9 protein-coding genes are annotated in these 15,152 nt (G+C 57.6%); 2 read left to right on the plus strand and 7 right to left on the minus strand.

Features of this window, described 5'->3' with window-relative positions:
• Positions 1-35: 35 nt before the first annotated feature.
• From QFZ91_RS31775 to QFZ91_RS31790, 4 genes are all read right to left on the minus strand, one after another.
• Complete coding sequence (locus tag QFZ91_RS31775; RefSeq protein ID WP_429569612.1) at positions 36-1,973, minus strand: pesticin C-terminus-like muramidase; 1,938 nt, start codon at positions 1,971-1,973, stop codon at positions 36-38.
• A gap of 1 nt (position 1,974) precedes the next feature.
• On the minus strand, positions 1,975-2,748 hold the full coding sequence (locus QFZ91_RS31780; RefSeq protein WP_429569613.1) for a hypothetical protein: 774 nt from the start codon (positions 2,746-2,748) through the stop codon (positions 1,975-1,977).
• A 27-nt stretch (positions 2,749-2,775) separates the two neighbouring features.
• On the minus strand, positions 2,776-5,118 hold the full coding sequence (locus QFZ91_RS31785) for a type VI secretion system Vgr family protein (RefSeq protein ID WP_429569614.1): 2,343 nt from the start codon (positions 5,116-5,118) through the stop codon (positions 2,776-2,778).
• A 375-nt stretch (positions 5,119-5,493) separates the two neighbouring features.
• Positions 5,494-6,924, minus strand: a complete 1,431-nt coding sequence (locus QFZ91_RS31790; protein WP_429569615.1) for a mannose-1-phosphate guanylyltransferase/mannose-6-phosphate isomerase — start codon at positions 6,922-6,924, stop codon at positions 5,494-5,496.
• An 18-nt stretch (positions 6,925-6,942) separates the two neighbouring features.
• Between QFZ91_RS31790 and QFZ91_RS31795 the strand changes: the two genes are divergently transcribed.
• Positions 6,943-8,487, plus strand: coding sequence for a chondroitin 4-O-sulfotransferase (locus QFZ91_RS31795; protein WP_429569616.1), 1,545 nt, complete (start codon positions 6,943-6,945; stop codon positions 8,485-8,487).
• 48 nt (positions 8,488-8,535) lie between these two features.
• Here QFZ91_RS31795 and QFZ91_RS31800 read toward each other — a convergent pair whose 3' ends face one another.
• The gene (locus QFZ91_RS31800) at positions 8,536-10,935 is read right to left on the minus strand and encodes a glycosyltransferase family 4 protein (RefSeq protein WP_429569617.1); all 2,400 of its coding nucleotides are present in this window, start codon (positions 10,933-10,935) and stop codon (positions 8,536-8,538) included.
• 27 nt (positions 10,936-10,962) lie between these two features.
• Here QFZ91_RS31800 and QFZ91_RS31805 point away from each other — a divergent pair, with 27 nt between their 5' ends.
• Positions 10,963-11,244, plus strand: coding sequence for a hypothetical protein (locus tag QFZ91_RS31805; RefSeq protein WP_429569618.1), 282 nt, complete (start codon positions 10,963-10,965; stop codon positions 11,242-11,244).
• Positions 11,245-11,308: 64 nt separating this feature from the next.
• Here the strand turns inward: QFZ91_RS31805 and QFZ91_RS31810 are convergent, their stop codons facing one another.
• Both QFZ91_RS31810 and QFZ91_RS31815 read right to left on the minus strand, forming a co-directional pair.
• Positions 11,309-12,790: a glycosyltransferase gene (locus QFZ91_RS31810; RefSeq protein ID WP_429569619.1), complete on the minus strand. Its 1,482-nt coding sequence runs from the start codon at positions 12,788-12,790 to the stop codon at positions 11,309-11,311.
• A 4-nt stretch (positions 12,791-12,794) separates the two neighbouring features.
• Complete coding sequence (locus QFZ91_RS31815) at positions 12,795-14,951, minus strand: rhamnan synthesis F family protein (protein ID WP_429569620.1); 2,157 nt, start codon at positions 14,949-14,951, stop codon at positions 12,795-12,797.
• Positions 14,952-15,152 lie beyond the last annotated feature (201 nt).

A 15,152-nucleotide genomic window follows, 5' to 3' on the forward strand; every position in this document is an offset into this window, starting at 1 on the left:
ACCTTCAAACAAGGCTGCTTCGTCATCGCGACGGCTCAAAAGACCGCCTTGCCCGCTGCCCTGCCATAGCTCTTCATCTTTCGCAGTTGTACTGGCACGTCATGCAAATTGTTGCCTGCTATATCAGCCCTAATTGTGCGCATTTGAGCCCTGGATTTCTGATGTGGCTTATCTTCCATCCCTGGCCCCCGATTGATGACCAGACTCAAGAGCGTCCCCTGGCAGTGGGGATGAATTTTTGTGACGCCAGGAAAAGCGTCAACCGTCTGCTGAGCAAATCGCCGCTTCATCACCATGACCAGACGTAACGCCATGTCTTGCGTCACGAAAATATCGGCAAAAGAAGGAGCTAGATGTCTAGCTGCATTACCATGAACGCCGGAGGCTTCTTGAAGGCGCGCAACGTGATCGGACTGGAAAATTCCATCAAGGTCAGCGGAAATTGTCGCTTTCGTTTGTTGCCCTAAATCATATCCATATCCAACCGTAACGCCACTTGACTGATCTCCATCTGGCACGTAGGGATGAGCCTTATAGCCTTCCTTCGAGAGGAGAAAATCAAACGCCTTTTTTGAAACCCGGAGTAAACCTTCAGTCGTGTGAAACTCATAAGTCTTCGTTGTGCATTCATCCGGACATACCCCCACAAAATTTGCAATCATTGCCACCGGATGGATATGGTTGACAACCGGACTCGACGGAAACCCCGTAACCCTACCCTTCACGTCATCCCACCATTGCAGCTTCCGGATCCGCGTAAGCTCGCACTGCCAATTCTCGCGCGCGTTGCGCATGAGCGGGGTAATCGCGTCCCATCGGGCCATGCCACCGCCCCACTCACTTTCATAACGCAGGATCACATGTGCGAGTTCGCTGGCGAGTGAGTACGTGTACATCGCGCGCTGCAGTTTTTTTGCCGTAACAACTTCCTCGCCGTTCTTGCCCTTCTCACGCTTTTCGTTGTATCCGAGCGGCAGGCGTGCGACTGTCTGTTCGAGGCGCTGAAGCAGGGAATTGTCATTGACTGCCGCCAAGGATGGCTCGAACTCGCTCTGCTCCTTCCAGTCGGCATTGCCGCATACAACCAGATTGCGCCTGAATGCATCGGCAAGGCTGATTCCCGTAGCGTCCACGAATTCGAAACCAGGCCACGCCCACGGACTCTCCCAGGTCGTACCGGGATAGCTTGTGCCAGACTGGTTCTTGCCACGCACCCAGCCAGAACTCTGCTTGCCGTCTGCGGTGCCGAACTCGATACGCCACCACCTGACGCCGCTCTCATCGGCAGCTACGTTGTCCTTGTCCAGACTGTCAAGTTGCGCATGCGATATTGCCAGTGCCGTTCCGTTTGCCGGATCGCCTGCCGCACTCGATTGCAGCGGAAAGCGACTCCACGCCCGCATCCCGTTCGGTGACGTGAACTTGCCCTGGTCATCGCGTGCGACCCACACTGGACTCCCATCCGACACGTTCAATGTCGTGAACTGATCGTGACGCCACGGCTGCACAAGAACCCACCGACCTGTCTTTGGACTGTTCTCGGTCGGTACAAGCTTTAGAAGCGGTCGCGACTGTCCCAACGTCATGTCAGGGTCAATCGGCTTCGGTACGAGCTTCGCGCCTGCATGCACAAGCAGAATGGTTTGTTCACCAGGTGGCAGTTGGGCCGCACGCGCACGGCTCTTTTCGATAAATGGCTTCAGTTCGTCGCCCGCGAATACTTCAAGATGCAGAAGCTGACGCGCCGGCACGGGTGGCAGAGGTGTCGAACGCTCATAGTCGTGATACTCGCCAAGCTGGCCCAGTAGCGTTCCCGCAGTTATCTGGATCGGGTGCGGCGGGACTACCACCTTGCCCACGTCGTGTGGCTCTTTCATTGCGCGCTGGTCATGATAGTTAATCCAGCCCCAGTCACCCTCTGGTGTAAGTGGCGCGGAGCCATGCTCATCACCATCTGGGCGCAGCCAGGGCACGTTACTGCCGTCCCCCCTGCCCGAAGTAGCCACCGCTACTCGCAGCGATCATTGCGCCCGACGAAATGGACTTGATGTGCGCCCACGAGCCGCGCTTTTCACTAACGATGACTTCGCTGTCTTCAGGCAGAAAGCCGACGCTCGCGCCTGGTGTGAAACAACCTTTCTTGTCTGCCTTCGGTTCCTGATAGACGAACGCACCCGCCACCCCCTCTGCGTCGGTACTGCCGATCTGACGCTGCTTGTTGCCGATACGGAATGCATCCACGCCGGGCCACCAGCCAGGCCGCACGAGATCGCCATTCGCCAGATAGGTCGCCCAGTCGGCCATATGCATGTAGAGACTGTAGAACGTCAGCGTCTCGTCGGCGGGCTGGGCTGCCGTACTACCCGGCGCGGGCGGCATGGTCATCTTGTGACGCACCAGGACGAATCCTGTCGAATACATGCCCCAGCGATGGTCCTGCGTGAACTGGATATGCGAATAGGCGTCGTCAAGTTTGAACGCGACGATCTCACCGTTGGCGATCACGCGCACGCCGGCGTTCTGGTCGAGGTCACGCGCCGAGGCTGCGCCGAAATGCACGCCACCATGCGGAAAACCATTCACGCCAAGCGGAAAGAACCCGTCCTCCATCCGGCCAAGCGCCCAGTAAAGGATCTGCGGATCGGTGATTTCCTTGCCGCCCCGCGCGAGAAACGGATAGCGCCAGACCTTCGGCGGCTCTGGCCGCTGTTCATGCGCGGGCTGAGGCGGACTGTTCGGTTTTGTCATCATTAAATATCTGGAATGAATCAGTAATCAGCCTGAGAACTTCGAACCGTGGCGGGACAGGTCCGCAATGTCGTTGATGTACGGCACCGCGGCTTTTGTCATCGTGCCGTCCGGGTCTGCCTTGTTCCATGAAGCGGCGCGTTCGATGTAATCGCCCGGTGTCGCGTTGATGAGGTGGTGTGGCCTGAGGCTGATGTAGGAGCCGCCGCACCTGAGCAGCAGTTCTTCCTTTGCCTCGATGATGACCTTGCCGCCGACGCTGCGGATGTAGGCGTCCTTCTGCGATGTGACGTCCAGCCCGTCAGTAATCGCATATATCTGAATCTTGCCGCGCGCTGCGATCAGGCTGATACCGGTTTGGGCAAACATCGAAATGACTTCTTTCGCCGCCATCACGATCTTTCGAAAGGCATTGACGTTGAAGCTTGCGGAGGTGGCGAAACTGCTGTCCTTCCCCGTGGATACCATCATCCGCTCCGGCGTCGCCATGCCAATACCGCGCGGGGCAGATAGCGCGATGACGGCCTCCTTCAGGCTTGCAAGTTCATTCTTGAGCCACTCGTTTTCCGCCTTTACGTCCGCAACTTCCGCCTTGGCTGTCCTGGCTGCCTGTGTCAGTTCCTGCGCCTGCGTCTGCGTGAGACTGAACTGGGCGCTGGCAGATTGCGTGTCCGTCTGGTGCCCCTGCGCCTGCGGCTGGTTATCTGCCGATAACAGCAGACCGCCGCCACCGCGAATAGCGGCCTGATTGTCCGTCCGCAGCTCAACCCCGTTGCTTCTCTGTTCGTTTTTCCGATTGACCGCGTGGCCGAGATTGAGTTGCGACTTGCCATGCTCGGTGGCTAGCTTGATATGCTCCTGGCCCTGCCGGTCGTCCATCTGCAGCGTATTGTTGCTGCGGGTGTGGATGGTATTGCGCTGCGCCCACGGATGCCCCGCGTGAATCGGGTCTGTGTGCCTGGCTGTGTGCAGTACGTGGGATATGAACGGCCTATCGGGATTGCTCCAGAGGAAGGCCACGGCCACGACCGTTTTCGGTTCCAGTCCAAAGTGGAAGCCTACGTTCCCCGGTCCCGCGAATGGCTTGGCAAGCCGCATCGGGCAACTGTCCAGTCCCGGCGTGCGCGGGTCGCGGTCCACATGCAGATTGACGATATACCGCCCCTGGTCGTCCAGGTAAGGACCCACGTAATCTTTCGTGGACGCAATCGTGCCGGTGATGACACCCGCTATCCTGGGCCATGTCTCCTCCATCAAGGGCATCCGGTATTGCCGGTCGCTGGGTATGGCTGTGAACTCGGCTTTGTAACCCTGCTTGCGCGAAGCGCTGCACGTCACGCGCGTAACCAACAGGCCGTACTTCACCTCGGGCAGTTCGCGGTTCGACAGTTCCAGCACGCAGGACGGAACGATATCGAGCATGTCGCATGTCCCGGTGTAGACAACCTGCTCCGCAAGCGCCGCCTCCTGCCGCAGTTCCGCTTCGCGCGCGGCGTCCCGTTCGTCATTGAGATCGAGGCCCCAGGTGTAGGTTTCGCCGTAAACTGTCGGGTCACTATGGATCGTTTCCGTGCCATCTATGCACAGGTTATTCGGCTGCTCGGGGCTGTAGCTGCGCACCGTGAACTTCGCCGGCACCATCGCCGTGCGCATCGCGAGCGACTGCACCGATTCCCGGCCGTTGGCGTCCAAGCCGCTTGGCTCCAGATACGGCACCCTGTAGCGTTCCGGGTCGCGCCGGTATTTCGTGAAGTCATCCCCATAGTGGACGATCTCGCAGCGCTCGCCCGCCTCACATGCAAACCAGATGCCAACGCGCCGGCAAAGGCGCGTGATAAACGTGAGGTCGTCTTCACACCATTGGGTAATGATCGGTCGCTTGCGGTATGTGCGATAAAGGTCAAACTGGTAGTCAGCGAAAATCTGGTTGAACCCGTTCTCGCTGAGAATCTTCTCGATGATCTCTGGTTCGCTTTCGTCAAGAAAGAACCGGGTCCGCGGCATGTTCCGCAGCAACGCAAGGCGCGACTCCAGCGTGACCTCGTACATAGTCTGGTCGTGGTTGCTGGCAATCTGTGCAAAGCCGGTAATCACGCCATAGACACGTCGCGCTGCCTCGGGTTCGCTCCAACTGGTCGCGCGCGGCGGCTGGATGACGAACGTCGCCATCCTGTTGATGTAATCGCTACGCGGCAGGTCGCGCTGTGGGTGCGTGAACTCAATGGAGTACTTCGTCGGCACGCCCATACCGCTCATCCCCTTGAACGAGTAGATATCGGCAAGAGCGGCACTCGGTGTAGCAGTGATTTCGAGGGTGTAATACTGGTGAACGTCGATACCCGGACGCACAACTGGATTACGTAAATTCAAGTGTTCACTCCTGAGATTGACGACGTACATCAGTCGCCCAATTAACACTTTCTGAATTGCGCGGCTACTTCGGGTGCCCGCCCTCCGATCGTTCCCTTCCTCTCATGGAAAAACAATGGCGCAACTCTGAAAAATTGCTCACAGGTCATGCAATGCGAATAAACCTGACATTCATTAAAGAAATGTGTTGTCCAGCAGCAGATGAGCCCGTGGTCCGCACACGCTTTATATCGACGGCCCGTCGACCAGCTGCTCGACGCTCACCCTTCGCACGCGCCGTCAGTGTCCAGATCCGCTCGCATGAATAAAAAAAGGCCACCGGTCTTTCGACCGATGGCCTTTGAGGCGCGACGCCGGGGCTAAACTCCGCGGGTTTTAACCCTTCGCCACGCGCCCGTATGTATCCTCGAACCGCACGATATCATCCTCACCGAGATACGCGCCCGACTGCACCTCGATCAACTCGAGCGGAATCCTGCCGGGGTTCAGCAGCCGGTGAGTAACGCCGAGCGGAATATAGGTCGACTGGTTCTCGGTCAGCATGATTTCCCTGTCGCCGTTCGTCACGAGCGCGGTGCCCTTCACGACGATCCAGTGCTCGGCGCGATGATGATGCATCTGCAGACTCAGCTGCGCGCCCGGATTGACGACGATGCGCTTGACCTGGAAGCGCTCGCCGCTATCGATGCCCTCATACGAACCCCAAGGCCGCACCACGCGACGATGCGTGACCGACTCGTGCCGCCCCATCGCATTGAGCTGCGCGACGATCTTCTTCACGTTCTGCGCCTGGTCACGATTAGCGACCAGCACCGCGTCCGCGGTCTCGACGATCACGACGTTCTCGAGCCCAATGGCGGCCACGAGCCGATGCTCGGCGCGAATATACGAGTTGCTGACCGCGTCGGTCAGCACGTCGCCGATCAATGCGTTGTTCTGCGCATCGCGCTCGGCGATGTCGGCGAGCGCAGTCCACGAACCGATGTCGTTCCAGCCGAGGTCGGCGACCGCGACGACGGCCGCGCGCTGGGTCTTCTCCATCACCGCGTTGTCGACGGAAATGTTCGGGCAGGCGGCAAACGACTCGGCATCGAGACGCACGAAATCGTAATCCTGCTGCGCGTTCTGCAGCGACAACTCGGCCTGACGCGCGATCTCCGGCTCGTAGCGGCGCAGCTCGTCCATATACGTCGACGCCTTCAGCATGAACATACCGCTATTCCAGTAGTAGCGGCCCTCATCGATGAAGCGCCGAGCGGTCGCGGCATCGGGCTTCTCGACGAACGAGTCGACCGCGAACGTCTGCGTGCCGTCGATCAGCGGCGCACCCGCGCGAATGTAGCCGTAGCCGGTATGCGGCTCGGTCGGCGTGATGCCGAATGTGACCAGACGTCCATCCTTCGCGATCTGCGCGGCCGCTTCGACCGCCTTGACGAATGCGGCCTCGCCCGCGATCACATGATCGGACGGCAGCACGAGCAGCAAAGCGTCCGACGTGTCGCGCAGTGCGAGCAACGCGGCCACCGCGATGGCCGGCGCAGTGTTGCGGCTTGCCGGTTCCAGCACGATGTTTGCGGACCCCACGTCGACCTGGCGCAGTTGTTCGGCGACAAGAAAACGCTGCTCGTTGTTCGTGACGACGATCGGCGCGGTGACACCATCGATGCCGCGCAAGCGCAACGCGGTTTGCTGGACCAGCGTGTGTTCGCCTGTCAGTGCGAGGTACTGCTTCGGATAGCCGCCGCGCGACATCGGCCACAGTCGTGTGCCGCTGCCGCCGCAAAGAACTACGGGATGGATGTACATGTTTTCAGGTCCTCGTTTATGTCTTATGAATCGACTGCATCGGGCATCTGCCCCGTGATTGCGTCGCATCTTGCAGGCCGTCTTTGTTACGGCGCCCGTTATTCTTTCCCCACCCACTCTATTCGCACCGGTTCGAGCTCGTGCGGCAGGCGCGCCGAGATCGGTGCCCTGCGCGGCAATTCGGCGAAGCCGCGACGCCGGTACAGCGCCTATGCGGGCTTGTTGCTCACCAGTACATCGAGCCTTTTCGGGGGCTGCGCGGCTTTATATCACAACTGGTTGTTACACCTCGGGCCCGCCATTGGATTTAAAATTGAGGCTACCCAACACATAGCAATAATCTACGTGAGCAAACCTCTGTTCTTCATACATCCGCCGAAATGTGGCGGTTCCAGTGTTATTTCCTTTTTTGACCTTAATCTCGATAGCGATAAGTTCATCAATTTCGTATGGGGCGGTGTATCTCAGGAAAAAACGCGAGAGCGATTTTTGGCAAGCGGAATCGGCGGCGGTCATGATCCTATCGGCATTCATCGAGACCTCAAGATGCCGTTGGAATATTGCAGTATTTTGCGCGAGCCGCTCAGTCGGCAGACCTCGCATTACTGGTTCGCGCGTAATGGAAAAAACGGGGGCGTCGCGCGCGGAGTTTCGGTTTCCGAGGCTGAAGCGCTGGCGCAAGGCGGTGAATTGTCTCTGGACGATTGGGTGGGCGAATCGTGCAGCGGCAAGAATCTGTTCGTGCATATGCTGAGCGGTCATGGCCGCGTGAACCGTGAAAGCCTCGAAATCGCGATTGAGAACGTCCGGCAACATATCCCGACGGTCGGTCTCTGTGAAGACATGAGCGATTTTCTGCTTCGTCTTTGCGGTAGAACCGGAATGCGTTTACCGTTCTTCATCCGTACCAATGTGACGGAAGGCGTGCCCAAAGAGCGCTCGCCGCTATCCGAGCGAGCCCGTGAAAAATTTGTCGAAGACAATCACCTGGACTACGAGTTGTACCAGTATGTGTGCGATGAGATCGCACGGGAAAGGGAGTCGTACGGCGCTATCTATACCCGGGCCATAGAAGCTGTTCGCCAGATTCAGCGGCGGATCGATGCTCTCGACAATCCCTATATTTATACCGGCAAGTCGAACATGTTCGGATTCGACGAAAATCATCTACATATGGTGCGCGGGGTCGCTACTTCGGCTGATCTCTCTCCGATCGATGCATATATTGAGCTGGCGCAATCGCGTCGCCGCGAATGCGGCGACCTGTTCGATGGTTTCGTGGACGCAGTGAACGACGACATGGTGCACGGCTGGGCGGTGAATCTGAGCGTACCGGACAAATGCGTACCGATTGAAATATGGGTACGGGAAAAGCTGGTTGCGACGACGCTGACTGGCAACCCGCGGCCGGATGTGGCTGCCGCCGGCTATGCGTCCGAGCGTTGTGGCTTTGCTGTTCGGTTACCGGAGGAGGCGCAGGAGGGATTCAGAGTCAAGATTGCGGGATCTGCGCAAACGATACGATCTGCCGGGACGTGGCAGCGAGGTTGGCATATGGCGTGAGACGCCGTCCGGGTCCGGTCGTGCTCGCTCGCGTTTGAGCCCTCCGCGTCAAATCCTCTTCGCCTCCACAATGTCGTTCAACCGCCGCTCATACGCGCGTGCGACTGCCTCAGCTGAGTAGTCGCGCTCGATGCGCGCCTTCCCCGACAGTGCGATGCGCTCACGGAGTGGCGCATCGTCGATCATGCGTTTGAGCTGTTCCGCCGCGATCGATACGTCCGGATCGCACCAGTACTGACCTTCGGCGAACAGGTAGTCGCCGGGGCGCAGCGGCACGAGTTCGCCATCCACCAGGAAAGCGGTGTCGGGCTCGCAGAAATCGACGTTGCCCGAGAAATTCGTGACCACGACCGGCTGCCCCAACGCCATCGCCTCGGCGATCACACGGCCAAAACCTTCGCTACGGTGCAGCGAAATGTACGCGTCGCAGCAGGCCATGAAGTCGGTCGAGTCCTGGCGGCTCAGACGCTCGGACACGATGTGGATGCGGCTATCGCCCGCGGCCAGATCGAGCACGGCGCGCCACGCCGGATCGTCGTCGCGCACGTTCATCGCCTTGATGACGAGCCCGACGCCGGGCGAGCTGCTGCCAAACGCCTGCTTGAACGCCCGCACGCCGGCAAGCGGGTTCTTGCGGCTGAGCCACGAGTTGCCGTCGAACATCAGATAGAACAGAAATTCGTTGGTCGGCAGCCCAAAGCGCTCGCGCTTCGGCTGGACCGGCGTCGGTACCTCGACCGCCATTGGCATCTGGTAGACCGGCGTGTCGCCGAGCCGGCTATAGACGCTCTGGACAAACCGGCTCTGCGCCCAGATCTCGTCGACCATCTGATGCACCTTGCCGAATGCGCTCGGCCAATGAGGCAGTTCCCACGGCCACGCGCCGATCTTGTGCGTCGGCGCGTCGATCAATTTACGGCCGCCTTCCAGCGCAAGGCGCACCATTTCGGGCGCCGGCAGGCAAATCAGGCTGATGCGATATTTGAGCTCATCGCTCAGCAGGTGATCGACCGAGTGATCAAGCCTCGCCGGCCCCTGCATCGGCGCGTTGATCAGCGTGACGGGCGTGGACGACATTTGCAGCACGCGGGCCGCCATGCGGGCATCTTCGCCCAGGCCGAGCACGCCTTGCGGGAAGCCAATCACGTTTACGCCATGCTCATAGCCGTCCCCTTCGATGCGCGCGAGGTAGCGGGCCGGCTCGCGCTCGTCGTCATCGCTGTCCTCTTTGGTGCTCCCGACCCGCCGTACCTTGAGCGATTCCAGCAACGGAAATTCGACTCTGGCCCACTCGTTCCACCAGCTTACGAGTTGAGAGCGGCCCGCTTCCGTGTTCATGTCGAATGCGCTGCGTACGTCGGCGCGCTCGTTCGCGATCAGAATGAGAAAGCGCGGTAACAACGAGGCATCGGCATGCTGCTCGTCGTCGAGGTTGACCAGCAGTTCAGCTATACGGACAGCCGACCATTTGATGGCGCGATACTCATGCTGTCCGTCGCTGTCCCACCACGATAGGCACTTGATGCGTCCAATGAAGCTCTCCAACGAGCAGAACCCTTGAAGATCCGTACGCTCCTCGACGATCAGGCGTAGGAAACGAGGCAGTGGAAAACTGTCGGGATGCTCGCCCCATTCCATCTCGAACAGTGACGCGGATAGAGCAGGCGGCACCCACTTGATCGTGCGATATTGGGATTGACCATGTTCAAGCCACCACGACAGGCAATCGAGCCGACCAATAAAGGTTTGCAGCGAACCGAACGCGGTCTGGAGGTCCTGCCGCTCCGCGACGATCTGCGACAGGAAGCGCGGCACGTGCGGCCCGTCGTTGACGGAAGGCTGCGCGGGTTCGAGCAGCCCGCCGCCGATCGGCGGCGGTGTCCACGTGATCCGCTTGTACTCGAGGTGGCCATGCTCTGCCCACCAGTTCAGGCAACCGAGCCGTCCGGTCAGCGTAGTCAGGTCGAAGGCGCTGCGCAGATCGGGGCGCCCGGTCGTAATGAGCGCGAGAAAGCGCGGCAACGGTATGTTGCCGGACTGCGGCGCGTCGATCGGCCCCAGCATTTCGGGCCAGGAAATCGGTTCCAGCAAGGTTTCGACAAGTTGCTTCGTGTCGAGCACGCTCGGCGCCGCCGCGACCAGCCAGAATGTAACTGCGTCCGGATGCTGATCGATTAACGTCTTGTTGTCCAGTTGATGCAGATATTCAAGATCTTCCTGACGAAGCGCCCAATCGAAATCCGGGTACGTCTCACGCGCCGTCATTTCCCACCAGAAGTACAGCGTTACGCGATCGTCCAACCGGTCCGCATCGAAAGGCGCAAGGTCGGCTCTAAATTTCAACAGGAAGTAAATCGCACTCGGCAGGCAGAACCGCTCTTCCGGCGACGGGTGCCAGTACTCTGACAGCCACCCTGTCTTGTTTCTTTTCTGTTCTAGATTAAACAAGTTTTGCAATCCTTGAAGCCCATGCGCATGTCAAGCCGTCAACTTCACGTCCACCGCACCTGGCTCGCAAGCAGCACCGCCAAAATCATTCCTTTTCGCCAGTCGGCGATGACGACTTCGACGTCGCCGTTCATTAGGCGCATGAAGTCGGCCGTGCTTGCCGGCGCGGCGCGATTATTCAACGCCGAGCAGTTACTTGCGAATGAAGTAAACGTCCTGGTTGTCGTCCCAGCCACCAACGATACGTTCCACGATCGTCAGTCTGAACTCTTCGCAGAAAGTCCGAAGCCAGCGTTCTGGAATCATTGAAACACCGTAACGTTCCCCGAGATCCCTGGCGACTTTCGCTGCTGACGATTTCGTAGTTTGAGAGTCAACAAAGGCGTATTCTCCGGCGTCGTAAGACGAAAGCAAGCGTTCTCGCGCTTCCTCGCCTACCGAATAGCAATCCGTTTCGCTTAGACGTTCCCTCGAGCGCGCGCCGTGTGTGGTTACGACACCAATACCGCCAGACCTGATCTTGCTGAAGAAATGCTTCATTGCCGATCGGGCCGTCTGCCTGCGAAAGATGGGTGACGAAAGACTCCAGTGCAGCGACGTCGAACCTTGCGTTTTCGATTGACGCAAATTCAAACAGTGGGCGAACGATGTGATGACCGTGTACGCCGAAGGTCGAACTGCAAAAGTCGACAGCGGGCGCCACGATATCGGCAACATGGACATCAGACGCCTTGTATTTCTTGACGAGATGCCGGGTGGCGCGTCCGTAACCACAGGGAAGCTCAAGGATTGTCGGGTCTTTGACACCGGACAAGTTGGCAGCCCGCTGCACAAATTCCGCCATCTGCGAACCGACCGACTCGTAGTGGGCTAAGGAACCCTCGAACACGTCGTCGTTGGGATGAATCGGTGCCGCGCCTGCGATCTCGACTTTCGGCTTATCGACGGAGCCGGAGGCGACGGACTCAGCGAATACCTCGTCTACTCCCAATTCTCTCAGGGCATTTCGGATTGTCAGATTCCCAGCTTTGTTTTGCAAACCAAGCTTGTTCTTTACGGTCTCACTGAGTCGGGTAATTCTGCGTCGGGCCTCGATCAACGCGGCGACCTGTTCGTATTCGCGCAAGCGGTCCCCACTGAGCTTGCCTTCCGCCCCGGTAACGCCCGTCGAATTGCTCAGATCGGATTTGATGTAATAGTCACCGACGATGGTCCCAACCAATTTGAAATCTGAAGGATACGCGGCCGTAACGCGCAGCAGAAGATCGTAATCTTCCTCCCAAGTCAGCAGAGTATCGAAATAGAGTTCTGCAGAAGCAATCGATCTATCGATCAGATAGGAGTGAATTGGGCAGAAGTTGGCCACAAAAAGGTCCTCGAGACCTTCGCCAGGAAAAACCTTGGAGTCCGCGCGTGCAGCCACGATAAATTGCGGGGATACATCGGCGTGGACCACTCTGACAGATGAGAAGACGATCGCGGCGTTGCTGGCCTTCAACTGGCCGACCAGAAGACTGTAAGCTTCCGGATACAAGACATCATCGTAGTCAAGAAAAGCGACGTACTGACCGGTTGCGTTGGATAGGCCCAGATTCAACAGTTCTGTTCGGGCATCTTTAGGTTCTTCCGCAGTGAAATTCACTATTTTCAGCGACGGGGCATCGTGCATCTTCAGCAAGCGCGCGAGCGATGCCTCTACCTGCGCAATATCAGAAGGCGAGAACCTCTGTAACGTGACAATGATATTGAGTGGACGATAGGTTTGTCCGACCAGCGAGAAAACGCAACGTTCAAGCTCTTTGAGGCGCTTGACGTCGTGAAGCCTAACGATACAGTCGACTTGATTTTCAATCATGGTTTTACCAACGCGGTTTCGCGAAGCTTGTATGTGCGGTGAAATCGGCGATCTTGCTCCACTCGACGGGAACAGGCTCTGGGTAATGCTGGGGTAACTGCTTCCCCAAGCCATCCATTTCGCTCTGCACCCACTGCTCAAACTCCGCGCCACGCCACTTCCTGGCCAGCAAGCAAGCAGATGTGTAGATCATTTCCACCGTCGATACGCTCATCTTGCGATTGGTGACACGATGAAGGAAGAGTGCTTGCGGACAAGTTTTCAGACTGAAACCAAGCGCTCTGGCACGCCACGAGAGGTCGACATCTTCGCAATACATAAAGAAGCTGTCATCGAATCCGCCCAATTCCTCGAAGCACGTCCGGGAAATTGCCAGGCATGCACCCGAAACCCAAGGAGTTTCAAGTGTCAGGGGATCGTAGGGCTTGGGGTGTTCGGATGGAAATTGAAGTGCTTCGACCAATGATCTTCCGTCTGCTGCCAATACAGCTTTAACCAGGCTGCCAATCGCGTCCGGATGCAAAATTCCATCAGGGTTAAGGCAAATATAAATATCCGCATCGTCTTTGAAAGCCGCCCGCATCAACCTATTGTGACCGGCGCCAAAGCCGACATTTCCCTCGGATTGCAAGCGTGTCAGGAAGCTGCGGTCCAGATCGTAATGTTCGGTCGAGTTACCGTTATCGAGCAGGTAGAGATTGTTCTCCACCGGCAAGCCCGCCTCTGACAGAGAGATACGAGCCGCTTCGATCGCACGCTGAAGTTCCGCCCGGTCATTGTTATAGGTAACGATGCCAATCGCGATTTTTGTGTCATGCGGAATTTTGAAAGGCAAACCGAGAGCTCGTTGCTGAATGACGTCAGCTAATCGTCGAGGCGGCTCAGCGATCGGCGTAGGCCGAACAGCGCGGATCTTGACACCCTTTGGGTCAAGAAGACGAAAGACGTAATGATTGGCAAATGCTTTTAAATCGGGAGCAGAAGCGATGGCAATCATTGCTGGCGTTTTATCATACAGCTCTGGCCGCGCGATTTTCATCCAATGGAAACCTGCATGCTCGCAAGCGTAGAAGAAAAGCCGCTCGATGGAATGCGCGAGCGTGGCGTCGGTCTGATTAGCTTCAGCCGGAAAATCGTCAAAGCTCAGATTCAACTCGACCAGATTTTTCAGGGCTGCCGCCCGCGTCCAAAACATCGAACCCGATGGGAAATCCAGTGGTGTCGATTTGTCTATACCGAAACCGAGACGGTTTGCAAGCTTCTGCGCGCCGTCGAAGTTGCCTCCCCAGTTGGTCCAATGCCGCATCGTTTCAAAATGCTGCGCAGCAATCATGCCGAGGTTGGGATCATGCTCGAATGCGTAAAGAACACTGCTGACGACTTCGGCCGAACCGCAAAGGCTTTCGAGAAGGAAATGACGCCATTGAGCCAATGCACTTGCATGATGCGAACGCTTCCCATGCAGACATAGAATAAAGTCGTACCGCTCAAAAACGGGCTTGAATGCAAGCAATTTTGGCGCGATGTCGCGACCTCGATTTGGGACAACCCGAACTTCGACCGTACCTTTCGCCCAGCCCTTGAAAGCGTTCTGGATTAATTCGGCCGAGAATGAATCACAAGTCGATATATACACATCGACATCGAGCGGGATGTTGTTCAGATACACACGGAACTCTGGCGCGAGTTCCGGATAAAACAAATGGAGGACTGCGGCGACGCGATCCGTTTTCAACTGTTTCAACGTCGGAAACTGAAACGGAACCTTGACGCTATAGTCAATTTCGATAGGACGGCCAGCCTCGGGAGGCGTCACCGGCGGCAGTGGAGCGCTTTCTAACTGAACCGACGGCATGACTCGCTTCAAGTGCTTGGTCAGAGGATGCAGGAATCGCGTCCATGAACGACGTGGCCCTGCGATGGACTGCGCAGATGTTTCGCGCATTGTCGCCACTTCGGCCGCTGCCGCATCCGCGATTGCGCGATATCGGCTTTCGATCGCTTTGATTCTGCTCCGCTCGTCCAGAATCATGTCGCGCAGCATTAAACGGTTCTCGTCTTTGCGCCAGAAGTGCTGGGCTGTATCTAAGGATCGCGCATTTGTCACGGTATTTGGCGCGTCCGGGCGCTCCTCGGTCGCTACTGCAAGCGAGGAGAACACAGGATCCTGTTCCGTTGTAATCGAATTCATGCGATAGCAAAAGTTGTGGAATATGCGAGACCGAAACTGTATGGCTTGACGCAAGACCGGCCGCCTAGGAGTCAACGACCGCCTACTCAATTAGGCCGGCTGCATTGTACCTGAGGATCTGCCGCAGATTTTCACATGGGAATTACCGATCGAATCAGCGACGAACCTCTT

Origin of the sequence: Paraburkholderia sp. JPY419 (assembly GCF_050435705.1) — a bacterium.
GTDB lineage: Bacteria > Pseudomonadota > Gammaproteobacteria > Burkholderiales > Burkholderiaceae > Paraburkholderia > Paraburkholderia youngii.